Raw genomic sequence first — 23,833 nt, 5'->3', positions numbered from 1 at the left:
GCGGTTTGCCGTCAGGCGGAACGGCGCGGCGAAGCCGATCGGTCGGCAGAAACGGAAACCAGAGGGCGAGGAACAGACGTTCTGCCGTCCCGTTCTCTTGTGCCAAATTCAAGGGTTTCATTGTTCCATTCCATGATCCATTGCCCGCATGTGCCGTGGCGATTGCGTTCAAGAACCGCCGAAAAGACAGGCTTGCCGGGTGCGTTCGCTCCGCTTGAACGGGATGGGGCGGGCGCCACCCGCCAGCGGCTGACAGCAGCGCTTTGCACAGCCGTCCGGTGGCTTCGGAGCAGGATGACGGGCAGTTGCGCGGTTTCGGTTGCAAGCAGCAGACGCCGCGAGGCGGTGAGGTCGAGGCATTTCGGCTGGCCGCTGATCGAGGCGACAATGCCGGAAACCAGATGCGAGGCCGTGCCGCCGCTTCCGGCTTCCAGCGCATCATTGGCCGCTTTCAGCACATCCTGCGCCGTGGGACAGCGCACGATCAAAAGTCGTGCGGGATCGATCCCGAAGGCGTGAAGCCCCGGCGGATAAAGCCCGCCATACTCGTTTGAGGCGGTTTCTTCCTCGATCCAGATGATCGGGCGCCGGGGGGCTGTTGCACGTTCTGCCGCGCGGGTGACAAAGGCGAGTGCAAAGCCGGTTGCGGCCATATGCGCGCCGGGGTTTTCGGCAAAAACCTCATGCAGCGCATCACCTGCAAGGCCATGCGGAAAGGCGGCATCTGCCCCGGCAAGGCCCAGCGTGAAACTGTGCGCCCGCCCGAAGCCCGCGGCCTTTTCGCCTGAAAGACTGCCTTGCGAGCTGTTTCCTTCAATGACTGTCACCATGCGCCGCAGCGCCGCGATGTCGATGCCGCTCACGTCAGAATCCCTATCAATATGTTCTCTATTTGTTCCAATATTGAATCGAGTCAGACAAGAGTCAAGCGCCGACAGAAAATTAGGGAGAAGTTTGATTTTTATCTTACTTCCAGCCTCGAAATAGCTTCCCCACTATGGGTCTAGGAAATAAAATTTATGTGATTATTGATTATTTTTGTAGGTCATTAGAACTAATCGAGAGAGGGGTGGATTTTATATGTAGGGTATATATTAGATTAAATTTATTTAAGTTGAAATTACAGGGTTTACTATGAAGAATTCGAATAAAATTAAATTATTAAATAAAAATATACTTATGGCATCGTTGTGTATTTTTCCATTTGTTGCTGGCGTCGCGCATGCGGAAGATGCTGTAACAAAGGGAGAAAACGCTTGGGCCGCTGATGGTGCTACCGCAGAAGGTGATGTTGCTGTGGCTGCAGGTCAGGGTGCGAGTGCTAAAAAACACGGCTCTATCGCAGTTGGTCAGGATGCGACAACTGATGGACAATCCGCAATAGCCATTGGCAATACCGCTTCCGCCTTGGGTACATTTTCTATTGCGACTGGTATTGACGCGAATGCCAGCCAATGGGCCGGAGTTGCGCTCGGTACTGAGGCAGAGGCAGCTGGCGGATGGGCAACGGCGATAGGTGGAAAAGCGTCCGCAGCGGGTTTTGGAAGCACTGCACTGGGTTCGAGTAGCTCTGCTCAAGAGGAGGGAACAGTTGCGATTGGTGACGCGAGCAAAGCGTCCAACCTGAACGACGTCGCATTGGGATCGAACTCGGTAACGGAACAGGCTGTAGGCTCGGCGAACACTACCATCAATGGTGAAGTGTTCAACTTTGCTGGTGCCACGCCGATTGCCACCGTGTCGATTGGGTCGGCGGGTCAGGAACGCACCATAACGAACCTTGCCGCAGGTCGTCTGGATGCGGCATCCACGGATGCGGTGAACGGGTCACAGCTTTTTGCCACCAATCAGGCTGTCAACAATCTGGCTGCAGGCGTTTCAAAACTGGCAAACGATGCGGTTAAATATGATACGAATCCAGATGGGACACGGGCGGACTCTGTAACGCTGAATGGCGGTTCTGTTTCTATGGAGGGAGGAGACTCCAACGCACCGGTTGTCTTGTCCAATGTCGCGAATGGCGTGAAGCGTAACGATGCGGTTAATGTCGGCCAGCTTCAGAATACCGCGTCTTCGACACTGGCCAAGGCGAATGTCTATTCGGATATGCAGTCCATCAAGACATTGGGTGAAGCAAACACCTATACGGACCAGCAGATGACGCGGGCCGTCGGTGAAGCCAATGCCTATACCGACACCAAGTTTGGGATGCTGAGCCAGGATATCGGTGCAGTCCGCAAGGAAGCCCGGCAGGCTGCGGCAATCGGTCTTGCTGCGGCGTCGCTGCGTTATGACGACAGGCCGGGCAAGCTCAGCGCGGCCATTGGCGGCGGCGTCTGGCGCAATGAAGGCGCCTTTGCCATGGGCCTTGGTTACACCAGCCAGGATTCCAAGTTCCGTACCAACGTCTCGATGACGACCGCAGGCGGCAATGTCGGCGGTGGCGTCGGCCTGAGCTATACTTTCAACTAAGGCCGCATGCCTATGCTTGCGACATATCGGATCGGCAGGATGTGTCTGGTATTATCCTGCCTGACTCTGGCTTTTTTGCCCGGCGGCGTTGCCGCCGGGCAAAAGGGAAAACAGAATCGCCTGCCGTTACAGCCGCCGCAGGCTTTTACGATGCCTCCCGGTTTTGCCATCAAACCCGCCGATATCGCCATTCCGGACGGCGTTCCGGTGGGGCAGTATCGCCGTATCATCCGGCCTTTTCAAAACTGGACGCAGATTTGCGACGAAAATCTGAAAATCAAAAAGCGGGTTTGCAACATCTCGCAGACGATCGTCCACGATAAGGGTGTGACGGTATGGAGCTGGTCACTGGCTGCGACTGAAGAAGGCAAGCCCTTCATGATTATCCGGGTGCCGCCCATCGTCGGTGTCGGAAAAGACATCCAGCTCGAATTTGCTGACAAGACTGCGCCCATCAAAATCCAGACCACAGGATGCGACCGGAATGTTTGTGTGTCTTATCTGCCAGTAGGGCCGCGCATGCGCGGCTATATTTCAAAAGGCAGCGCGCCAGAGATTTCCTACAGCTTCACGGATGTGCAAGGACGATCCAACCGGATTTCGCTTCGCGCACCGCTTAAGGGCCTCTCTGAGGCACTTGCGGCGATCTGAACGGGTCGATTTCGCAAGGAAAAAATTGCAAGAAAAACGCCCTCCCGGTTTTCCGGAAGGGCGTTTTTTAAATCGCAGGTTATTCGGGTTTTATTTGCGATCACGAGCGGCAAGCGTGCGCAGGCGCAGTGCATTGAGCTTGATGAAGCCCGCTGCGTCCTTCTGGTCGTAAGCACCCTGATCGTCTTCGAAGGTGACGAGCTTGTCGGAATAGAGCGACTTGTCCGATTCGCGACCGATCACCATCACATTGCCCTTGTAGAGCTTGAGCGTGACTTCGCCTTCGACATGGCGCTGGCTGTGATCAATTGCCGCCTGCAGCATTTCGCGTTCCGGCGAGAACCAGAAGCCGTAATAGATCAGTTCCGCATAACGCGGCATCAACTCGTCTTTCAGGTGCGCCGCGCCGCGGTCGAGCGTGATCGATTCGATGGCGCGGTGCGCTGCCAGCAGGATCGTGCCGCCCGGCGTTTCGTAGACGCCGCGCGACTTCATGCCGACGAAGCGGTTTTCCACGAGGTCGAGACGGCCAATGCCGTTGTCGCGGCCATAATCGTTGAGCTTGGCAAGAAGCGTCGCAGGCGACAGGCGCTCCCCATTGATGGAAACGGCATCGCCCTTTTCAAAACCGATCTTGATGATCGTTGCCTTGTCGGGCGCGGTTTCCGGCGAAATGGTGCGCATATGCACATATTCCGGAGCTTCCTGCGCCGGATCTTCCAGAACCTTGCCCTCGGACGAGGAGTGCAGCAGGTTGGCGTCGACGGAGAACGGCGCTTCGCCCTTCTTGTCTTTCGCAACCGGAATCTGGTGCTGTTCGGCGAATTCGAGCAGATGCGTGCGGCTCTTGAACGACCAGTCGCGCCATGGGGCGATGATCTTGATATCCGGGTTCAGCGCATAGGCCGAAAGCTCGAAACGAACCTGGTCGTTGCCCTTTCCGGTTGCGCCGTGTGCGATGGCATCGGCGCCGGTCTTTCTGGCGATGTCGATCAGGTGCTTGGAGATCAGCGGGCGGGCAATCGAGGTGCCAAGCAGATAGACGCCTTCATAGACGGCATTGGCGCGGAACATCGGGAAAACGAAATCGCGCACGAATTCTTCGCGCACGTCCTCGATGAAGATTTCCTTGATGCCCAGCATTTCCGCCTTCTTGCGGGCCGGCTCAAGTTCTTCGCCCTGACCGAGATCGGCAGTGAAAGTCACGACTTCCGCGCCGAGTTCCGTCTGAAGCCACTTCAGGATGATCGAGGTGTCGAGGCCGCCCGAATAGGCGAGAACGACTTTCTTAACGTCTTTCCACTTGCTCATAATAAACTTCCGTCTCATCAGGCGCTCCAGAGCGGCGCCCAAAATTTGTCCGTAGTTCTTTTATCAGTTGCCAAGCAGCGTGCAAGCCGACGAGCTGCGACTTATCGCGAAAACTCATGCGTATTATACTAGGGCGCTGAGATGCTAACGCATCACGCCCTGAAAATGCTCAGTCGCCGCACGGGCTTAACCAAAACTCGATGAGTCAAACTCATCGAGTTTTGGTATTACGTGATCTGTGGTTCGCCAACTTCATAAACAACGAGATTGCGGTCGCCGATACCGAGCTCGGGCCATGTCGCGCGCCATTCGGCAATATGGGCGGAGGCGAAATGCCGGTCGAGCGAAGCACGGTCGCGCCACATCTCCTTCACATGGATGAGACCCGGTTCAAGGATGTCTTCGGCGTAGCCATAGTCCACGCAGCCATCCTCCGCGCGGCTGGCCAAGATCATGCGCTGCATGGCCTCGCGTGCACGGTCAAGATTTTCCGGCGGCAGGCGGACGGTCCCTATGATCAGCAGCATTTCTGTCTCCATTCGACTGTTTCATTTGCCGGGAAATTATTCTAGCGTGCGCCATCTCTTGGAGCACATTTCGATGTCTTTTCTGACAAACCTGACCTTCATTCCCGAATGGACGATTTTTGTCCAGTTCGCGATAGCAACCGCGATCCTTTCCATCACGCCCGGTCCCGACATGACGCTTTTCGTCGGGCGCGCCCTGTCCGAAGGCAAGGCTGCAGGCTTTGCCTGCATGGCTGGTGCCAGCACCGGTATCGTCATTCATACTACCATGGTGGCGCTCGGTCTTTCGGCGCTCATTCTGGCGTCGCCGACAGCCTTTACGGCGCTCAAAGTGGTGGGGGCGGGCTATCTGGTCTGGCTGGCCGTGCAGGCGATCCGCAAGGGATCGGCCTTCTCGCCGGAAAAGAATGGCGGCAAGAAACATACGCTGTTCCAGAACTGGCTGACGGGTCTCGGCATCAATCTTCTCAACCCGAAGATCATTCTGTTCAACATGACCTTCCTGCCGCAGTTCGTCTCCGCGCATGACCCCCATGCCATGGGCAAATTGTTCTTTCTCGGCCTGTCGTTCATTCCGATGGCGCTGCCCTTCACCATTCCGATGGTGGTGGCGGCTGATCGCTTTGCCGGGCTTCTGAAGAAGAACCCGACCGTGACGCGCATCGTGGACTGGATGTTTGCGGGCGTATTCTCGGCCTTTGCGCTGAAGATCATCACCGCGCAGGCGAAGTAATAAAAAATCAGTCTGTCGGGCGGGATAAAAGCCGCCCGGCATTGCGCCCTGCCAGCAGCCAGTAGACGAAGCTGCCGACGACACCGGCCCCCGCTATGGCTGCGATCCAGAGCGAGCTTTCCGGCACGCTCCTTCCATCGCTGAACGGAAGCGATGCGCCTGCTGCGGCAAGCCCGATCAGGGCGCCCGCAACGCAATAGAACAGCGACGATTTGTAACCGCGTGCTTCCGCCAGAATGATGAGGATGAGGGCGGGCACAAAGCTGAACCCGCCAGCCATTGCTGCAAGAGCAAAACCGCCGACGAAGACGGCGCTCCAGAAGCTGGTGGCTGCAAAGAACGAACCGGCATCCATATCGCTTGCCATCATGACGAAGTCGTTCATGAAGGAATCGACGCCGAGGGTGCGGAAAAGGATGGCGGCCAGAAACCAGCCTGCCGTCAACACACCGCAGCAATAGCCGAATACCACGATGACGAAGCGCGTTATGTAGTCGAAAGTATCGTTCAAGCGCGCTCACCCATCGGTTTATTCGCCCCGTTATTCGCCATGCCCGGCAATCATCATGGCTTCGAGCGCAAGGCGCTCGCTCTTGCGCATGCGCTCCGATTCCGACTTGAGCTGGCCGCAGGCGGCAAGAATGTCGCGGCCGCGCGGAGTGCGGATCGGCGATGCATAGCCTGCCGCGTTCACATAATCGGCAAATTTCTCGATCTGCTCCCATTCCGAGCACTGGTAATTGGTGCCGGGCCACGGGTTGAACGGGATCAGATTGATCTTGGCCGGAATGCCCTGCAACAGCTTCACCAGAAGCTTGGCATCCTCAAGGCTGTCATTGATGTCTTTCAGCATCACATATTCGAAGGTGATGCGCTTGGCATTGGACAGGCCCGGATATTCGCGGCAGGCCTTGATGAGCTCGGCCAGCGGATATTTCTTGTTGATCGGCACCAGAATGTCGCGCAATTCGTCGCGCACGGCATGCAGCGAAATGGCGAGCATGACGCCGATCTCGTCGCCGGTGCGATAGATTTCCGGCACGACACCGGAGGTCGAAAGCGTGATGCGGCGCTTGGAAAGGGACAGGCCGTCGCCATCGGAGGCAATCAGCAGGGCCTTCTTCACTTCCTCGAAATTATAGAGCGGCTCGCCCATGCCCATCATCACGATATTGGTGATCTTGCGGCCCTCGGCAGGCACCATGGCGCCGTCGGGCGTGTCCTTGTCCGGGAAGTCGCCAAGCCGGTCGCGGGCGGTCAAAAGCTGCGCCAGAATTTCTTCCGAGGTCAGGTTGCGCACCAGCTTCTGCGTGCCGGTATGGCAGAAGGAACAGGTGAGCGTGCAGCCGACCTGCGAGGAAACGCAGAGCGTGCCGCGACCTTCTTCGGGAATATAGACGCTTTCGATTTCGACCGGGCGACCGGCGCCCCGCGGCGGAAAGCGGAACAGCCACTTGCGGGTGCCGTCCTGCGAAATCTGTTCTTCGACCACTTCGGGGCGCTGAATGGTGAAATGCTGCGCCAGAAGGCTACGCAGATCCTTGGAAATATTGCGCATGTCGGCAAAATCGGAAACGCCGCGCACATAAAGCCAATGCCAGAGCTGGCTGATGCGCATCTTCACCTGACGCTCCGGCACGCCGACCTTTATCAGCGCTTCGGCCATTTCCTCGCGCGACATGCCGATCAGCGACGGCTTTGCCTCCAGGCTGGCGCGCGCATGGCGGGCAAGCTGGTCGCGCGTATCATCAATGGTAAGGTCGAACGAAATGGACATCTGTTTTCAACTGTTGGAGACGACGGCTGAAGCGCGTCGATAAGCTTCGCCAGATAATCTGGCCCGAATGCATGGATAAATAGGGTCCGGCACTTGGCTTTTCGACCCCTGTTGCGCGCGCTCTTAGCACACAATATCGCATTCGTCATCCCACATGAAATCCGGCCACATGAAATCCGGCCACATGACATCCGGGGTGCCATGCGTGCGCAGGGTAAAGAAAAAGCCCGGAGCGATCCGGGCTTTGAAACTCTATTCAACTGTGCAAACTATTTGCACTTCTGGATTGCGGCAAGGGCTGCGGAAATGCCCTTCAGCGAATAGGTATAGCTGGTCTTGGTGCCGCGTTTCGACTGTGCCTGCACCTTCATGTCGGAACCGCCGCGCATGGCCGCGATGAGCTGCGGCTCTTCCGCTGCATTTTCCATCCAGCCGGACTTGCCGTTGACGAACATGTTGAAGCTGCGATTGCCGACGGTCACGACGACCTTCGCATTGGTGTTGAGGTCGTAACCGGCCATGAATTGCGGCTCGAACGAGATGTTCTGTCCGGGCTTCTGGCTCACGAGGAAGAAGTTGTCGCCGTGATCGACGTTGGCCGGGGCCTTTTCGGTCGGTACGGAGAGGACATAGCAGACCTTGCCGTTGCCCGACTGATAGCTATAGGCGCCCCAGGCGTTGAACTGGCTGATCTGGCTCGGGGTCTGGGCGAGTGCCGAGCCCGCCATCCCAATCATGAACACAGAAGCCGCGACGATCGATTTTCCAAGCATTGGTTTTTACCGGTTCTCTTTCGTTTGCTTCAAACTTGAATATCGGGATGCCGCCGTTCATCACGCCGTCCCGCTCAGTTGCCGATTAAATTGCCTTAATCTGGGTTACCAAACGGTGAAGTTTCGAAAGAAAACTTGAATGAGCAGCCAAGTCGCCCCGCCATCCCTTGGTTCCAGTTGAATGAAAAGAAAGCGGCGTCAGTAAGGCGGTATGTTAAGGGAATAGGGGAATAAGGGAGTAGGGGAATAAGAAGAAAAACGAGTATAATTGATTGTGGGGTCGTCAGGATCACATAGCTGTGAACGGCCTCCCTTACTCCCTTACTCCCTTACTCCCTCATCCTCCAGCGCCTGCTTCGCGGCGAGCCGGTGCGCAGGCGTGATGTGGGCACGAACGGCGGTGAGCGCTGCCATCAGCACGGCAACGTCATCGGTGAAGCCGATACCGGCCAGAATATCGGGGATGGCGTCGAACGGCAGCACGAAATAGGCGAGCGCTGCCATCAGCGTCATGCGCACGCGTGTCGGTGTCTTCTGGTCGAGTGCACAATAATAGGCTGCAACCACCTCATCCATGAACGGCACCATGCGGCCGGCGCGGCGCGCGGCCTTCCAGAATCCATTCTTCACCCGTTCGCTGCGCTTCTTGAATTCGCTCTCACTGCCGGGTTCGAGGATTTCACCGATTCTGACGTCATCCATTCTCGTTCAACTCCTGCCGTTCCGATTGTGGGCTACGACCGGATAAAAATGGGGAGTTTTGACCGCCCTTGCAAGACCATGATGATTCCATCATCCCGGTCACCTGCAACAACCATCAGCTACAACGCTCTCATCAAATCCCCAAAATACAGATTCGATCGGATCGCTTCCGAAGCGTTTTGGACGCGCGGCAAAGCAGGTGCAGAATGAATGGAGGTTTTGATGCATTTGACCGGCTATGGGGAAAACTTCATCCGCAGCGACCGTTCAACACGGCTGTTTCGCGGCAACCAGCTGCTGGCGGCGGGAAGTGAAGATAATTACATCACCGTCGATCTGTTCGAGGCGGGATGCTACGATGCCGCCGTCTATCTGCGGTTTCTCTTCGGTGCCGGAATTTCGCTCAACACGCTGCGCGGCACATCGAGCCAGAACTGGATACCCATCCTGAATTTCAGGGCAGGCGAACAATGGAACGGTTATTCGGCACTGCCTTTCGGTCAGGCAATCGGCTTCTATGATGTCCAGGCCGGGCATATTTTCCATGCCGCCATTTCGCTTGGCGATGTCCATATCCGTGGCGTCCATGGCGGCAAACTCGGACAAAACTGGCAGGATCGCGTTAATCTTACCCGCGTTCTTCCCTATTCCAGCCGCAACCCTGACGGCAGCTTCAACTATGACCGCCGGAAGATTTACGTATATATCTCAAAGCTTTAAAATCAGGCCAAGGCGTTCATCTTGTGCGCAAGCCTGATGTCGAGTTCCGTAATACCGTTCTCGCTATGGGTGGCGAGCGTGACATCGACGCGATTGTAGACATTGAACCATTCGGGGTGATGGTCGAGCTTTTCGGCATGGAGCGCTGCGCGCGCCATGAAACCGAAGGCGGCGTTGAAATCCTTGAACTTGAAGCTTTTGGCAATCGCCTCGCGTCCGTCGACCTTCTGCCAGCCATCCAGCTCCTTGAGCGCTTCGTTCAGTTCACTTTCCGTCAGCCGGTTGCGTGCCATCGTCTTTCGCCTATGTTGCGGTTCCTGAGATAACCTATCATAAGCGCGAGAGTTCCGTGACCATATCAGCGACGGCACCTAATCCGACCAGCATCCTTTTCATCTGCGCAGGCAATATCTGCCGCTCTCCGCTTGCCGAAGGCGTGATGGGGCATGTGCTGGAAAAGCGCGGCATCCGCCACGTGCCGGTCGATTCTGCGGGAACCAATGGCTACCATACCGGCGAGGAGCCGGATGAGCGCTCCATCAGCGTTGCGGCGCGTCATGGTCTCGATATTTCCACGCAGCGCTGCCGACAGCTGATCGCCGCTGATTTCACCCGTTTCGACCTGATCCTCGGTATGGACCGCTACAATATGCGAATGATCGCGGGGCGAATGCCTGCAAATGCAAGCGCACATATCGGGCTTTTCACCGAGATTGCCGAAGGGCGGGCGATTGAAATCCCCGATCCCTATTATGGCGGCATCGGGGATTTCGAGCTTGTTTACCGGATGGTTCTGGCAGCTTCCATCGCGCTTGCCGACCAGTTCTGGCCGGAACGGGCAACCAAAGGCCAGGCTTCCTCTACGATGTAAGGTCCGCCACCAACCGAATCGCGTGACGACATCAGCACGAATCGTCCCACCTTGAAGGGCAGCGTCGCGAAGTTGCCGCGTGAGGAGAGATAGCGCGCCACATCGTCGATGCGGGCGTTTCTGAGCCGCGCCAGCGTCACATGAGGCGTGAACTTGCGCGGGTCGGCGGGAATGTGCAGCCGCTGGCAGATACGTTCGATTTCCGCCTGCAATGCGTTGAGTTCAGGCGAGGGGGATACACCCGCATAGATGCTGTGCGGCTTCTTGGAGCCGAAAGCATGGACACCCGACAGGTTGAGCATGAATTCAGGTCGCCGCACGCGATCAAGCGCATTGGCAACCTCGTCGGCCACATGGCCTTCCACATCTCCGATAAAACGTAGCGTTATGTGGTAGTTTTCAACATCAATCCAGCGTGCGCCGGGGAGACCGCCTCGCAACAACGAGAGCGAAAGCGCGGCGTCGCGCGGGATTTCGAGGGCAGTGAAAAGACGCGGCATAAGGCATCCTCCTCGAAGCGTTCCATGCCAGAGCGCCGGGCATCCAAAGGATGCATAAAGGACACTCTAGCATAGTGGTCTGATCTCGACATTTGCTTCCCGGTGCTACCATCTGCTCATGCAAATGTCGGGATCGAAAAGACCACTATTGACTTATAATTCTAGTGGATTTTTCGAATTTGACGTTTGAAGCAGCATCTATGTCGGTCGGGATTCAAACGTCAAATTCAATCCACTAGTAGAGTCAGTGCATCGTTCCATCGAAGATGATTCGATATTTGCCGATGCAGACTCAGCGAATCAAAGTTTGAGTCCGGGAGCAAGCTGTTTATGCTCCCGACCGGCGTCAGCCTCCCGATGTCCCCTTGTTTTGCATGTTCGTCAGGCTCTTTTCGATAGTGGGCATAAAGTTAGTCACCATCGTTTCGACGCCCTTTTCATTGGGGTGCATTCCGTCCTCGAGCAAAAAATCCTTCTTGGTTGCTACGCCGTCGAGGAAAAACGGGTAGAGCGGCACGCCATATTTTTGTGCCAGCTTCGGATAGATCGGGTTGAACTTGGCGGCATAGTCCTTGCCCATATTGGGCGGGGCCATCATGCCCGCAAGAATGACTGAAATGCCGCGCTGCTGCAGGCGCGCCAGCATCTCGTCGAGATTCTTTTCGGTAATGTCGGGTTCGATACCGCGCAGCGCGTCATTCGCACCCAGTTCAAGGATCACGAGATCGGTGCCATCGGGAACGGACCAGTCGATGCGCGAAAGCCCGCCCGTGGTCGTGTCGCCCGATACGCCCGCATTCTCGATCGAAACCTCGACGCCCTTGTCGTTGAGCGCCTTTTCCAGCTGCTGCGGAAAGGCGGCACCGGACGGCAGCATATAGCCCGCCATCAGGCTGTCGCCGAAGCCGACGATCTTGACCTGTGAAAGCTGCTCCGTCGGCAGTGCGTCTTCGAGGCCGGTCGGATCTTCCTGCGCGCTTGCCGCAATGATGGGACTTGCTGCCATAAAAGACGCAATCACCGCAAAAATCGGGAGCCATGCCGGAATTGAGAGTTTGAAACGCATCGTCGAAAACCCATATTTGAGGGGCTGTGGGCAAATGGCCCGCCGGACTTCTTCAATAATTGGCGCAACATAGGTTCAAATTTGTGGCGCGCTGTTTGGTTCTAAAGATTCATATAGGATAAAAACCGCGTGACGGAACAGGTTGTTGGCCCGATTATCGAACTTGAGAACGTTCATCTAACCCTTGGTCACGCCGCCTCATCGGTGCATGTGCTGAAGGGCGTCTCCCTTCATATATCGCAAGGACAATCGGTCGGCATCGTTGGTCCGTCCGGTTCCGGAAAGTCCACGCTGCTGATGGTTTTGGCCGGTCTGGAGCATGTCGATAACGGAACTGTGAAGATTGCAGGTCGGACGATCAGCCAGATGAGCGAAGATCAGGCCGCGGCTTTCCGCGGCGCCAATATCGGCATCGTGTTCCAGTCCTTCCACCTCATTCCCAACATGACGGCGCTCGAAAATGTCGCCGTACCGCTGGAGCTTGCCGGGCGCAGAGATGCTTTCGAGGTGGCGGAACGCGAATTGCGCGCCGTCGGCCTTGGCGAGCGCCTTACCCATTATCCATCCGAGCTTTCCGGCGGCGAACAGCAGCGCGTGGCGATTGCCCGCGCCCTTGCGCCAAGCCCGAAAATACTGATTGCCGATGAACCGACCGGCAATCTCGACACCACGACGGGACGTCAGATTGCCGATCTTCTGTTCACCAAGCAGCGCGAAAACGGCCTGACCATGGTTCTGGTCACGCATGATCCCGCACTTGCGGCGCGCTGCGACATCGAAATTCCGGTGCGCTCGGGCCGGATCGAGGAACCTGCACAGGGCACCTCCGTTCTCGAATCGCTGGCAGCTGGCGCATGAGTGCGGCAAAGTCGTTCTCGCTTGCTCTCCGTTTTGCGCTGCGTGAAATGCGCGGCGGCCTGTCCGGTTTCTATATTTTCCTCGCCTGTATCGCGCTTGGCGTTGCCGCAATCGGCGGCGTCAATTCGGTAGCACGGTCGGTGAGTACCGGCATTGCATCGGAAGGCCAGAGCATTCTGGGCGGCGATGTCAGCTTTGCGCTCAATCAGCGGGAAGCAACGGCGAAAGAGCGCGCCTTCATCGAAAAGCAGGGCAGAATGGCGGAGAGCGCCACGATGCGCTCCATGGCGCGCATGCCCGATGGCTCCGACCAGTCGCTGGTCGAGGTGAAGGCTGTCGACGCTGCCTATCCGCTCTATGGTCAATTGAAGGTCCAGCCGCAGCAATCGCTCGCTGACATAACCGGTGAGAAGGACGGCATCTATGGCGCCGCCGTCGCCCAGGATTTTCTCAATCGCATGGACCTGTCGCTTGGTGCGAAAGTGCTGCTCGGTTCGCAAGTGTTCGAACTGCGCGGCCTGATCGAAAGCGAACCGGACCTCTTGTCGTCCGGCTTCAATTTTGCACCGCGGTTTCTCGTTTCGCTTGATGGCTTGCGGGCTTCTGGCCTCATCCAGCCCGGCAGCCTTGTCCATCATATCTACAAGGTAGCGCTTCCCGATGGTGCGCCGGATGCGGCAATCGCCGACGTCAGGCGTCAGGCTGCCGCCGATTTTCCGGATGCAGGCTGGAATATCCGCTCCCGCGCCAATGCTGCGCCAGCGCTGAGCGCCAATATCGAGCGCTTTTCGCAATTCCTGACATTGGTGGGCCTGACGGCCTTGATCGTCGGCGGTGTCGGCGTTGCCAATGCGGTGCGCGCCTATCTTGATGGCAAGCGCGGCGTGATCGCCACCTTCAAGTCGCTTGGCGCGCCTGCGCGCTTCGCCGTGCTGGTCTATCTCGTGCAGATCATGGTGATCGGCCTGATCGGCATCGTGCTCGGACTCATTCTGGCGGCGATTATCCCCTATGCCGCTGCGCTGGCGCTCGCCAATTATCTGCCGGTCGCCGGTGGCGGCGGTTTCTTCCCCGGTGCGCTGGCACTTGCCGCCGTCTTCGGCCTCATCACCACGCTTGCCTTCGCGATCATTCCGCTTGGCAGGGCGCGGGATATTCCCGCGACGGCGTTGTTCCGCGAGCAGGGTTTTGAGCAGCGTGGCCTGCCGCCGCTGCTTTATCTTGGATTGGCGGTTCTGCTGATCGCAGCTCTTGCTGGGCTGGCGCTCTACGTCGCCTATGACCGGCGCATCGCCGCAATCTTCATCGTTTCGGCTATCGCAGCCTTCGGTGTGCTGCGGCTTGTCGCCGACGGTATTCGCTGGCTTGCCCGCCGGGTTCCGCGCGTGCGTTCGACAGCGCTTCGGCTGGCAGTGGGTAACATCCATCGTCCCGGCGCGCTTACCCCTTCGGTGGTGCTTTCGCTTGGCCTTGGCCTGACGTTGATGGTTGCGATTGCCCTGATCGATGGCAATCTGCGCCGTCAGGTCACGGAAAACATTCCGGCGCAGGCGCCTGACTTTTTCTTCGTCGATATTCAGAACCGCGACATCGGCGATTTCACCAAGCTGGTGAGCGACATCGTGCCGGATGGCAAACTCACTTCCGGTCCGATGCTGCGCGGGCGTATTGTTGCCTTCAACGGCACCAATGTGCGCGACATGACCATTCCGCCCGAAGCGGCCTGGGTGCTGCGTGGCGATCGCGGCATCACATTTGCCGATAAGGTGCCGGATAATTCGACCTTGAGCGAAGGCGAATGGTGGCCTGCCGATTATAGCGGTGAGCCGCTGGTCTCCTTCGCCGAACGCGAAGGCAAGGAACTGGGCCTGAAACTCGGCGACACGGTGACGGTCAATGTGCTTGGCCGCAACATCACCGCAAAGATCGCCAGCTTCCGGCAGGTGCAGTGGGAAACGCTTGCGATGAACTTCGTGATGGTGTTTTCGCCCAACACCTTTGCCGGTGCGCCGGCGACGTGGCTGGCGACGCTCACCATTCCCGACGGCCAGAAGAACTTTGCGCCTGATGTGCTGCGACAGGTAACCAAGACATGGCCCGCCGTCACGACCGTCAGTGTGACCGATGCGCTCAATGTCGCGAATGATCTGATCAGCCAGCTCGCGACCGCCATCCGTGCGGCGGCTTCCATTGCGCTGGCTGCATCGGTTCTGGTGCTGGGCGGGGCGCTGGCAGCCGGTAACCGTGCCCGCGTCCACGACGCAGTGGTGCTGAAGACGCTTGGCGCCACACGCGGCACGCTGATTACGGCCTATGTGTTTGAATATATGCTGCTCGGGCTTGCAACGGCGCTCTTCGCACTCGTCGCCGGCAGCGTGGCGGGCTGGTATGTCGTGGTGGAAATCATGAAGCTGAAAGCAAGCTTCCTGCCTGATGTCGCGCTGATGACCGTTGCCATAGCGCTGGTGCTGACTGTCGGTTTCGGCCTTGCAGGGACATGGCGCGTTCTCGGCCAGAAGCCTGCACAGGTACTCAGAACCATATGAACGATTTGTAATACGGAAGGGTGAGAAAACGTAAGCCGTTGGATATTATGGATAATGCGTTTGTGCTTTCACGCCGCTGCATCACGTTTTTTTACGGATGGTACTTGTACGCGAAGGCCGAAATCCCCATAATGTCAGGCAGGCATGCTGGGGTCCCGCCAGCGGCGCCTGGCGGCGGCTCGCCGGAATGAGCGCCCCGACACCGGACGGGACATGGCAAGAGGATTTAAGTCATGGCTGACTTTCGTAATATTCAGGCGCAGCAGAGGCCGGTAGGCGGCGCTCGTGCTGATGCAGGCATCGATCAGGGCCTGCGCAGCTATATGCTCGGCGTCTATAACATGATGGCTATCGGCTTGGCCGTTACCGGCCTTGCCGCATTTGCCGTTGCAGCACTCGCAACGACCACGGACCCGTCCGCAGCCGTCGCGCAGCTTGCCAACGGCAAGATGCTCACCGGTCTCGGTGTAGCGCTCTACACGTCCCCGCTTCGCTGGGTTGTGATGCTTGCGCCGCTCGCGGCAGTGTTCTTCCTGAGCTTCCGCATCGAGCGCATGTCGGTCTCGACCGCTAACGCCGTCTTCTGGGGCTATGCAGCTCTCGTCGGCCTGTCGCTGTCGTCGATCTTCCTGGTCTTCACCGGCCAGAGCATCGTTCGCACCTTCTTTGTGACGGCTGCTTCCTTTGGCGCGCTGTCGCTCTACGGTTACACGACCAAGCGCGACCTGTCCGCCATGGGATCGTTCCTGATCATGGGCCTGTTCGGCCTGATCCTGGCATCGGTCGTCAACATCTTCCTCGGTTCCACCGCGCTGCAGTTCGCGATCTCGGTGATCGGCGTTCTGATCTTCGCAGGCCTCACCGCCTATGACACGCAGTCGATCAAGGAAATGTATTACGAAGGCGATTCTTCTGATGCGCACGGTCGCAAGGTCGTGATGGGCGCGCTGCGTCTCTATCTCGACTTCATCAACATGTTCACCTTCCTGCTGCAGTTCATGGGCAACCGCGAATAGTCAGCTGAAGAGTGCTTGAACAAAAAGGGCAGCGGAAACGCTGCCCTTTTTGCTTTTATCGAGGCAACTCCTGATGCATTGTGAGGGCCAGTCCATGATTTGTCTGGTTCCCCTCATGCCTGTCATTCGTGATTTCCAGCCTGCCGATATCGAAACGATCACCGCAATCTATACGGAAGCCGTTCTGACCGGCGCCGGCTCCTACGAGATCAAGCCGCCGACAATGGACGAAATGGTGAAGCGCTTCGCGGCATTTGCGGAGCAGGGCTTTCCGATCCTCGTCGCGGAGGAGGATGGCCGGATTCTGGGCTATGCCTATGCGAGTTATTTCCGCGTCAGGCCTGCCTATCGCTGGCTTGCGGAGGATTCGATCTATATCGCTCCGGATGCGAAGGGAAAGGGCGTCGGCAAGCTCCTCCTGCGCGAACTTATCGAGCGCATCTCCGCATTGGGGTTCCGGCAATTGCTGGCGGTGATCGGCGATGGCGAACACAATATCGGTTCGGTGAAGCTGCATGAGAGCCTTGGTTTCACCCATTGCGGACGTATCGAGGGTTCCGGCTTCAAGCACGGACGCTGGCTGGACACCGTGCTGATGCAGCTGCCGCTCAACGGCGGGCGTTCAATCGAGCCGGGAACGCCGCCGCTTTCATAATCTACTGATGCATCGAAGGCTCAGCTTTCGACAAGCTTGAGGCTCTTGTCGAACACGCGCAGGACGCGCTCCAGCTCATGGCCGCGCTTCATGATAAGCCCGCTTGCGGCGATGACCGAATAGGCGCCTTGCTTCTGCGCCAGCTTCGGATTCTTCTCGATGCGGAAAAGCGGTATCTCGCTTGCCCGACGAAAGATGGAGAACACGGCGCGGTCAGCCAGATGGTCGATGGCATAATCGCGCCACGTGCCGGAGGCGACCATGCGGCCATAGATATTCAGGATTTTGCCGAGTTCGTGCCGGTTGAAACTGACGGGAGCAGATCGCGCACGGTCGAGGGGAATGACCTTTGGCGAAGCAGACGAGGGAGAAGGGGATGACAAATCCTCATTCGCTGCGCTTGACGTATCCATTTCCTTCCTTTCAGCCTTTTGCAGAGCACGGACCGAAAATCGGGCAGGCTCATAAACAAACTGCGCGCAACCGGTTTGGATATTCGGCAATGGCGAAGAAGCGAACCGAACCGGCGCATGACAACAGGGTGATGCTTTTGTGAAGCAATTTCAAGGGGAGGCTTCGGCGGGCCGATTTCAACCGCTGATTATTCACTGGAAAAAACCCCAATAAATAGGGACTGGAGGCCAAATATTAGTTATTCACGAAAAGAGAATGCCTGTTTGCAATGGTGATTGTCGGCCACATTTTCGCCTTGTCAGTTTCGCATTCCAGCCTGATTATGGCTTCAGCATCTACACGTTGCCTGAGACGGTTCGGTTCGGGTATGTCCGACCCCAAGCCCCCCGCCCAAAGGACTGCCCGAGCCGAACCAACCTTTTCCAGCTTCCGCTGAACCAAGTTGCAACACGCGCCCATAAGCCCTATGCAGAAGCCCGGCACGGCATCAGCCCAAAAGGAAAATCTGTTCGATCTGATCGGACGCGTTTCTCGCTATAAATCGCGCGAGAGCGATGAGGCTTGCTGAAGGCTCAGAGGCCGACTGGTTTCTTTTGCTTGAACATGCCGGCACCATGGATGGGGCCGAGCGTGTTGTCGTCGCGGGTTTCCTGCAGCACCACGGCACAGCCCGAAACGTCCTTGCGTTTCAGTTCCGAAGCCGGGATTTCGATTTTCAGTGGCTTGCCATCCCACATGCCGATCGTATTGGTATCGCGGACGGTGTTGCGATAGGTGACGGCCTGACCGGCATTTTCACCCTCCGTGATCGGGATAGTCACGGAATCACGGAAATAGAACAGCACCACATGCACAGGGGCCTTTGGTTTCTTGCCTGCGCCGATTTCGATGGATAGGCGCCCGTCATCGAGCTGTGTGATCGAAACCGGCACATCCAGCTTGTTGGCCGCAATCTGTGCCTGAACGGCTTCCCTGTCGCGCCCGTTGACCTCCGCCGTGCCATTGATGATGGCCTGCGGCGTATAGATCATGCGCGCATTGAAGGAATTGCGATAGGCGTTCTGCCGGTCGGTGTTCTCCTGGGTGGCAAGCGTATCGCGCCATCCCATATAATCCCAGTAATTGACGTGAAACGACAGTGCCAGAACATTGGGATCGTCGGCATATTTCGCGAAATTCTGGTCAGCCTGGGGGCAGGACTTGCAGCCCTGGCTGGTGTAAAGCTCCAGAACTGCGGTCTTCTTGCTGCTGTCCTGTGCCTTGGCTTGTCCCTGCATGGAGATGCAGCCGGTGAAAGCCAGCCCCAGAACGGCACAGATGCTACGCCAGCCGGGCAAATGCTCGCCGGTAAGCCATGGACCTGTCCCATAGAGAGGGGCGTGGAGTATCACTTCGTTTCATCCTGCAATTATTGTCGCTGACATCTATTATGTAAGAAGTCCTGCAATCAATAGGAATTCACGTTGCGGTGAGATTCGCAGAGGTCGCGAAACTCTTTTCAAAATTAGCTCACAACGGATCGTGCGGAAAAGAGACTGGTTGAACATGAGATCGAGCTTGAGAGAAAAAGCCATCGCTATCTGCGATGAGAAGATAGCGAAAAAGGGCGAACTGGTCGGTATTTCGTTCTATGCCTTCTTTGCCAACAGGAACACGGAGCCGGAATTGCTCATGGAGGCTGCCGAGTGGTGGATCAACACCCATACCCTCGATCACTTTGAAAAAGCGGTAAAAATCAGGGAAATGATCCGTTCGGGCCGATAGGTTCCGTGTCCAGTCCAAAATAAAAAAGCCGCCGGATTTCTCCGGCGACTTCTGATTTTTATGCTTTTGCCGATTAAGCGGCGAGGTCACGCAGAACGGTTTGCAGGATGCCGCCGTTCTTCATGTAGTCGAGCTCGTCCAGCGTATCGATGCGGCAGATGAGTGGAACCTTCTTCACCGAGCCGTCGGCATAGGTGATGGAGGCTTCGACCTTCTGACGCGGACGCACATCGGCCAGACCTTCGATGGTGACGATTTCGTCGCCCTTGAGGCCGAGCGTCTGCCAGCTCGTGCCTTCCTCGAAGACGAAAGGCACAATGCCCATACCGACGAGGTTGGAACGGTGGATACGCTCGAAGGACTGCGCGATCACAGCCTTGACGCCAAGCAGGTTGGTACCCTTGGCCGCCCAGTCGCGCGACGAACCGTTACCATATTCGACGCCTGCGAAGACGACGAGCGGCACGCCCTCGGCCTTGTATTCCATGGCCGCGTCGTAGATCGACATTTCTTCCTTCGACGGATAGTGGATGGTGTAGCCGCCTTCACGTCCGTTTTCGCCCAGCATGTGGTTGCGAATACGGATGTTTGCGAAGGTGCCGCGCATCATCACTTCATGGTTGCCGCGACGCGTGCCGTACTGGTTGAAGTCTGCAACGCCGACGCCATGGTCCAGCAGATACTTGCCGGCCGGCGACTGCGCCTTGATGGAACCGGCAGGCGAAATGTGGTCGGTCGTAATCTTGTCGCCGAAGAGGCCCAGAACGCGGGCGCCCTTGACGTCGCCGATCTGACCTGCCGACTTGCCCATGCCGACGAAGTAAGGCGGGTTCTGCACATAGGTCGAATCGTCGTCCCATGCATAGGTCTGGCCTGCGGGAACCTGAACGGCCTGCCAGTTTGCATCGCCCTTGAATACGTCCGCATATTTCTCCGAGAAAATCTTGCGGGTAACATTCTTGGCGATGAAATCCTGGATTTCCTGAGAGGAAGGCCAGATGTCACGCAGGAATACCGGGTTGCCGTCCTTGTCTTCGCCGAGCGGCTCCTTGGTCAGATCCTTGGTGACCGTACCGGCGAGAGCGTGAGCGACGACGAGCGGCGGCGAAGCCAGATAGTTGGCCTGAACGTCCGGCGAAACACGGCCTTCAAAGTTGCGGTTTCCGGAAAGAACGGCAGCCGCGATCAGGCCCTTCTCATTGATCACTTTGGAAATCGGTGCAGGCAGCGGACCGGAGTTACCGATGCAGGTCGTGCAACCGAAACCGACGAGATTGAAGCCGAGCGCGTCGAGATCCTTCTGGAGACCAGCGGATTCGAGATAGGCGGCAACCACCTGCGAGCCGGGGGCAAGCGAGGTCTTGACCCATGGCTTGGACTTGAGGCCCTTGGCAACCGCATTGCGTGCCAGAAGACCGGCTGCAATCAGGACGCTCGGGTTCGAGGTATTGGTGCATGACGTGATGGCGGCAATTGCCACATCGCCATGGCCGAGGTCATAGTCTTCACCTTCGACGGCATAACGTGTGGTCTGGCCGGTGGTCTTCTTGTACTCGTTTTCGAGCGAGGTGGCGAAACCGGAGCCGATGTTTTCCAGCGCAATGCGGCCTTCCGGGCGCTTCGGGCCAGCCATTGACGGAACGACATCGCCCATGTCGAGTTCGAGAACATCGGTGAAGACCGGATCAGCCGATCCGCTTTCACGCCACATGCCCTGCGCACGGCAGTAAGCTTCGACCAGTTCAAGACGGTGCTCGTCGCGACCGGTCATATGCATATAGGCAAGCGTTTCCTGATCGACCGGGAAGAAACCGCAGGTCGCGCCGTATTCGGGTGCCATATTGCCGATGGTCGCACGGTCGGCGAGCGTCATGTTTTCAAGGCCTGCGCCGAAGAACTCGACGAACTTGCCGACAACACCCTTCTTGCGCAGCATCTGCGTTACGGTGAGAACGAGGTCGGTCGCGGTCACGCCTTCCTTGAGCTTGCCGGTGAGGCGGAAGCCGATGACTTCCGGCAGAAGCATGGAAACTGGCTGACCGAGCATGGCCGCTTCGGCTTCGATGCCGCCGACGCCCCAGCCCAGAACGCCAAGGCCGTTGACCATGGTGGTGTGGCTGTCGGTGCCGACGCAGGTGTCAGGATAGGCAACAGTTTCGCCGTCTTCTTCCTTGGTCCAGACAGCCTGGGCCAGATATTCGAGGTTCACCTGATGGCAGATGCCGGTGCCCGGAGGAACGACGCGGAAGTTCTTGAATGCCTGCTGACCCCATTTGAGGAAGCGGTAGCGTTCGCCATTGCGCTGATATTCGAGGTCCACATTGGCCTTGAACGCGCTTGGATTGCCGAATTCGTCGACGATGACCGAGTGGTCGATGACGAGATCGACGGGAACGAGCGGATTGATCTTTTCCGGGTCGCCGCCGAGCGACTTGAGGCCGTCGCGCATGGCTGCGAGGTCAACGACGGCGGGAACGCCGGTGAAGTCCTGCATCAGCACGCGGGCCGGGCGGTAGGCGATTTCTGCGCCGGCAGAGCCGCGATCGTTCAGCCACTTGGCGACAGCTTCGATATCCGACTTCTTGACGGAGCGGTCGTCCTCAAAGCGGAGCAGGTTCTCGAGCAGAACCTTCATGGAGAATGGAAGCTTGGAAACGCCCTCAAGGCCGTTCTTTTCGGCTTCGGTCAGGCTGTAATAAACATAATCCTTACCACCCACGGTAAGGGTTTTGCGGCATTTAAAGCTGTCGATGTGCGACACTGCGTTCGTCCTTCATGCTACTGGCCGGAAAACCAGGACGAACGCCTAGGCTAGCGTTTCAAGGACGCGCCAAGGTGCGGGTGCAGTCATTTCCGCTGTCCGTCCCGAAGCCTGGGTCCTTACGGGCGCCAAGTGTTTGAGATCGGCCAAAAATGGTTTCCACGCCGACCGCTGGCGTGGTAGCCCTCATATAGAGAGTTTTCTAAAACGATTCCAGACAGAATATCGTGAATTCGGCCCCTTGCGGCGAAATGTTGCGATGCCTTTCCATGGATATTTCGGGGCTCCGGTTCTATTGGTCTGGCAATTATCCATCGGGGCTTAGAGGTATAAAATGCGGCTGGAAGCCGAAAATCTGGCGGGCGAAAGAGGCGGCGAAACGATTTTCGCTGGCCTGTATTTTGCTCTCAGTGAAGGCGAGGCGCTGGTGGTGACCGGACCGAATGGTTCGGGCAAATCCACGTTGCTGCGAATCATCTGCGGCCTGCTTCAGCCCGAAGCCGGAAAGGTGAAATTGAGCGACGACGGCACGGTTCTGCCGGTGCGTGCCGCTTGCCATTATCTCGGACACCAGAATGCGATGAAACCGGCGCTCAGCGTGCGCGAGAACCTGTCCTTCTGGCAGAAGTTCAACGGCGCCGCGCAAGCGGAGATCGATGAGGCGCTGGAAGCCGTCGATCTGCCCGGTGTGGAGCATCTGCCGTTCGGCTATCTGTCGACGGGGCAGAAGCGCCGTGTTTCCATCGCCAAGCTTCTGGTCAGCCATCGTCCGCTCTGGATCGTGGACGAGCCGACCGCCGGTCTCGACAAGGCGTCGGAAGCCCGCTTTGCAGAAATCATGCGCGGCCATATGCGAGAAGGGGGCATGATCGTCGCTGCAACGCATATTCCGTTGGGCTTGGATGCAGTTTCAGGGAAAGTGGAAACCGGTTTCCCGTCCGAAACTGCATTGGAAAGAAGTATTGGTGTCAGCACGCTCGACATGGCCGCCTATTCAGGTGAGGGCGCCTGATGCTGGCACTTTTCCTGAGAGACTTGCGCCTCAGTTTCCGCGCCGGTGGCGGCGCGCTGATCGGCATATTGTTCTTCCTCGCGGTCATTGCCGTCATGCCCTTCGGCGTCGGGCCTGACCTCAACCTTCTGGCGCGGATCGGCCCCGCCATGCTGTGGATCGGTGCGTTGCTGGCAACGCTCCTCGGCCTCGATCGGCTGTTTCAGGCAGACCGGGAGGATGGTTCGCTCGATCTGCTGCTGATCGGCGCGGACAGTCACATGCTGGCCTTCACGGTTTTTGTGAAATGCGCGGCCCATTGGGTGGCAAGTGTGCTGCCGCTGGTGATCGCATCGCCCATGCTCGGCCTGTTCATGAATATGGAGGCGACGGCAATCGGCGCAACATCGCTGACGCTTCTGGTGGGAACGCCCGCCATTGCCTTCATCGGCGCTGTGGGTGCAGCCCTTGCCGTAGCGCTGCCGCGCGGCGGGTTGCTGGTGTCGGTGATTGTTCTGCCGCTCACCATTCCGGTGCTCATTTTCGGTGTATCAGCTTCGCATGGAGCGACAGTAGACAATGCGCCCTTTCTGGCGCCCTTTCTCATTTTGGCCGCTCTCACCCTGTTCTTTGCCGTTCTTGGGCCGCTGGCCGCGAGCGCAGCGCTGAAAAGTTCGGCGGATTGACGCAGTTGATTACGGTCAATTGAACGGGACAGGGGTGGA

The 23,833-nt window shown here is 57.6% G+C and carries 24 protein-coding genes and 2 pseudogenes; 13 read left to right on the top strand and 13 right to left on the bottom strand.

Annotation, left to right across the window (positions count from 1 at the left end; all coding sequences use genetic code 11):
- Positions 1–11: 11 nt before the first annotated feature.
- The gene (locus JNC70_RS02970) at positions 12–863 is read right to left on the bottom strand and encodes an ImuA family protein (protein ID WP_104757176.1); all 852 of its coding nucleotides are present in this window, start codon (positions 861–863) and stop codon (positions 12–14) included.
- A gap of 271 nt (positions 864–1,134) precedes the next feature.
- Between JNC70_RS02970 and JNC70_RS22845 the strand changes: the two are divergent.
- From JNC70_RS22845 to JNC70_RS02960, 3 genes and pseudogenes are all read left to right on the top strand, one after another.
- Positions 1,135–1,428: pseudogene (locus JNC70_RS22845) on the top strand (hypothetical protein); the annotation flags it as partial.
- Between the two features lie 102 nt (positions 1,429–1,530).
- Positions 1,531–2,472, top strand: a pseudogene (locus JNC70_RS02965) (YadA-like family protein); the annotation flags it as partial.
- A gap of 39 nt (positions 2,473–2,511) precedes the next feature.
- On the top strand, positions 2,512–3,123 hold the full coding sequence (locus tag JNC70_RS02960; protein WP_104757174.1) for an invasion associated locus B family protein: 612 nt from the start codon (positions 2,512–2,514) through the stop codon (positions 3,121–3,123).
- A gap of 90 nt (positions 3,124–3,213) precedes the next feature.
- On the opposite strand, the gene JNC70_RS02955 is transcribed toward JNC70_RS02960, so the two are convergent.
- Positions 3,214–4,434, bottom strand: coding sequence for an argininosuccinate synthase (locus JNC70_RS02955; protein WP_104757173.1), 1,221 nt, complete (start codon positions 4,432–4,434; stop codon positions 3,214–3,216).
- Positions 4,435–4,661: 227 nt separating this feature from the next.
- Positions 4,662–4,961, bottom strand: coding sequence for a putative quinol monooxygenase (locus JNC70_RS02950; RefSeq protein ID WP_104757199.1), 300 nt, complete (start codon positions 4,959–4,961; stop codon positions 4,662–4,664).
- A 73-nt stretch (positions 4,962–5,034) separates the two neighbouring features.
- On the opposite strand from JNC70_RS02950, the gene JNC70_RS02945 reads away from it, so the two are divergent.
- Positions 5,035–5,694, top strand: coding sequence for a LysE family translocator (locus JNC70_RS02945; protein WP_104757172.1), 660 nt, complete (start codon positions 5,035–5,037; stop codon positions 5,692–5,694).
- Positions 5,695–5,701: 7 nt separating this feature from the next.
- Here the strand turns inward: JNC70_RS02945 and JNC70_RS02940 are convergent, their stop codons facing one another.
- The 4 genes from JNC70_RS02940 to JNC70_RS02925 all read right to left on the bottom strand — a co-directional run bounded on the left by JNC70_RS02940 (position 5,702) and on the right by JNC70_RS02925 (position 8,946).
- On the bottom strand, positions 5,702–6,205 hold the full coding sequence (locus JNC70_RS02940; protein ID WP_104757171.1) for a hypothetical protein: 504 nt from the start codon (positions 6,203–6,205) through the stop codon (positions 5,702–5,704).
- 30 nt (positions 6,206–6,235) lie between these two features.
- Positions 6,236–7,471, bottom strand: a complete 1,236-nt coding sequence (rlmN, locus tag JNC70_RS02935; RefSeq protein WP_104757170.1) for a dual-specificity RNA methyltransferase RlmN — start codon at positions 7,469–7,471, stop codon at positions 6,236–6,238.
- Positions 7,472–7,740: 269 nt separating this feature from the next.
- The gene (locus tag JNC70_RS02930) at positions 7,741–8,244 is read right to left on the bottom strand and encodes an invasion associated locus B family protein (protein ID WP_104757169.1); all 504 of its coding nucleotides are present in this window, start codon (positions 8,242–8,244) and stop codon (positions 7,741–7,743) included.
- A gap of 321 nt (positions 8,245–8,565) precedes the next feature.
- Positions 8,566–8,946: a YkvA family protein gene (locus tag JNC70_RS02925; protein ID WP_104757168.1), complete on the bottom strand. Its 381-nt coding sequence runs from the start codon at positions 8,944–8,946 to the stop codon at positions 8,566–8,568.
- Between the two features lie 222 nt (positions 8,947–9,168).
- Between JNC70_RS02925 and JNC70_RS02920 the strand changes: the two genes are divergently transcribed.
- The gene (locus JNC70_RS02920) at positions 9,169–9,666 is read left to right on the top strand and encodes a hypothetical protein (protein ID WP_245414808.1); all 498 of its coding nucleotides are present in this window, start codon (positions 9,169–9,171) and stop codon (positions 9,664–9,666) included.
- 2 nt (positions 9,667–9,668) lie between these two features.
- Here JNC70_RS02920 and JNC70_RS02915 read toward each other — a convergent pair whose 3' ends face one another.
- Positions 9,669–9,959 carry a 4a-hydroxytetrahydrobiopterin dehydratase gene (locus tag JNC70_RS02915; RefSeq protein ID WP_104757166.1) on the bottom strand — a complete coding sequence of 97 codons (291 nt, stop codon included), beginning with the start codon at positions 9,957–9,959 and terminating at the stop codon, positions 9,669–9,671.
- Between the two features lie 56 nt (positions 9,960–10,015).
- On the opposite strand from JNC70_RS02915, the gene JNC70_RS02910 reads away from it, so the two are divergent.
- Entirely contained in the window at positions 10,016–10,537 is a 522-nt protein-coding gene (locus JNC70_RS02910; protein WP_245414807.1) for a low molecular weight protein-tyrosine-phosphatase, read from the top strand.
- Here the strand turns inward: JNC70_RS02910 and thpR are convergent.
- Together thpR and JNC70_RS02900 are read right to left on the bottom strand one after the other, a co-directional pair.
- On the bottom strand, positions 10,447–11,037 hold the full coding sequence (gene thpR, locus JNC70_RS02905) for an RNA 2',3'-cyclic phosphodiesterase (protein WP_104757165.1): 591 nt from the start codon (positions 11,035–11,037) through the stop codon (positions 10,447–10,449). The genes JNC70_RS02910 and thpR overlap by 91 nt on opposite strands.
- Positions 11,038–11,383: 346 nt before the next feature.
- Positions 11,384–12,103, bottom strand: coding sequence for an arylesterase (locus JNC70_RS02900; protein ID WP_104757164.1), 720 nt, complete (start codon positions 12,101–12,103; stop codon positions 11,384–11,386).
- Between the two features lie 129 nt (positions 12,104–12,232).
- Here JNC70_RS02900 and JNC70_RS02895 point away from each other — a divergent pair, with 129 nt between their 5' ends.
- The 4 genes from JNC70_RS02895 (at position 12,233) to JNC70_RS02880 (ending at position 17,178) form a co-directional block, all read left to right on the top strand.
- The gene (locus JNC70_RS02895; RefSeq protein WP_104757163.1) at positions 12,233–12,961 is read left to right on the top strand and encodes an ABC transporter ATP-binding protein; all 729 of its coding nucleotides are present in this window, start codon (positions 12,233–12,235) and stop codon (positions 12,959–12,961) included.
- Positions 12,958–15,507, top strand: coding sequence for an ABC transporter permease (locus JNC70_RS02890; protein ID WP_104757162.1), 2,550 nt, complete (start codon positions 12,958–12,960; stop codon positions 15,505–15,507). Before JNC70_RS02895 ends, JNC70_RS02890 begins: the two co-directional genes overlap by 4 nt.
- 233 nt (positions 15,508–15,740) lie before the next feature.
- Positions 15,741–16,523: a Bax inhibitor-1/YccA family protein gene (locus tag JNC70_RS02885; RefSeq protein ID WP_104757161.1), complete on the top strand. Its 783-nt coding sequence runs from the start codon at positions 15,741–15,743 to the stop codon at positions 16,521–16,523.
- 115 nt (positions 16,524–16,638) lie between these two features.
- A complete protein-coding gene (locus tag JNC70_RS02880; protein ID WP_104757160.1) occupies positions 16,639–17,178 on the top strand; it encodes a GNAT family N-acetyltransferase in 540 nt (179 codons plus the stop codon).
- A gap of 20 nt (positions 17,179–17,198) precedes the next feature.
- On the opposite strand, the gene JNC70_RS02875 is transcribed toward JNC70_RS02880, so the two are convergent.
- Positions 17,199–17,591 carry a DUF2794 domain-containing protein gene (locus tag JNC70_RS02875; RefSeq protein ID WP_104757159.1) on the bottom strand — a complete coding sequence of 131 codons (393 nt, stop codon included), beginning with the start codon at positions 17,589–17,591 and terminating at the stop codon, positions 17,199–17,201.
- A gap of 573 nt (positions 17,592–18,164) precedes the next feature.
- Positions 18,165–18,899, bottom strand: coding sequence for a DUF1223 domain-containing protein (locus tag JNC70_RS02870; RefSeq protein WP_104757197.1), 735 nt, complete (start codon positions 18,897–18,899; stop codon positions 18,165–18,167).
- A gap of 238 nt (positions 18,900–19,137) precedes the next feature.
- On the opposite strand from JNC70_RS02870, the gene JNC70_RS02865 reads away from it, so the two are divergent.
- Positions 19,138–19,356 carry a DUF6500 family protein gene (locus tag JNC70_RS02865; RefSeq protein WP_104757157.1) on the top strand — a complete coding sequence of 73 codons (219 nt, stop codon included), beginning with the start codon at positions 19,138–19,140 and terminating at the stop codon, positions 19,354–19,356.
- Between the two features lie 73 nt (positions 19,357–19,429).
- Here the strand turns inward: JNC70_RS02865 and acnA are convergent, their stop codons facing one another.
- The gene (acnA, locus tag JNC70_RS02860; RefSeq protein ID WP_104757156.1) at positions 19,430–22,117 is read right to left on the bottom strand and encodes an aconitate hydratase AcnA; all 2,688 of its coding nucleotides are present in this window, start codon (positions 22,115–22,117) and stop codon (positions 19,430–19,432) included.
- Positions 22,118–22,451: 334 nt separating this feature from the next.
- Between acnA and ccmA the strand changes: the two genes are divergently transcribed.
- On the top strand, positions 22,452–23,129 hold the full coding sequence (gene ccmA, locus JNC70_RS02855; RefSeq protein WP_104757155.1) for a heme ABC exporter ATP-binding protein CcmA: 678 nt from the start codon (positions 22,452–22,454) through the stop codon (positions 23,127–23,129).
- Positions 23,129–23,794: a heme exporter protein CcmB gene (ccmB, locus tag JNC70_RS02850; RefSeq protein ID WP_104757154.1), complete on the top strand. Its 666-nt coding sequence runs from the start codon at positions 23,129–23,131 to the stop codon at positions 23,792–23,794. The genes ccmA and ccmB overlap by 1 nt, the downstream gene beginning before the upstream one ends.
- Positions 23,795–23,833: the final 39 nt, after the last annotated feature.

Origin of the sequence: Brucella oryzae, from assembly GCF_041929965.1 — a bacterium.
Taxonomy (GTDB): Bacteria; Pseudomonadota; Alphaproteobacteria; order Rhizobiales; family Rhizobiaceae; genus Brucella; species Brucella oryzae.
Note: the sequence above shows the minus strand (reverse complement) of the source record. Positions and strands in the feature narration are given on the sequence as shown.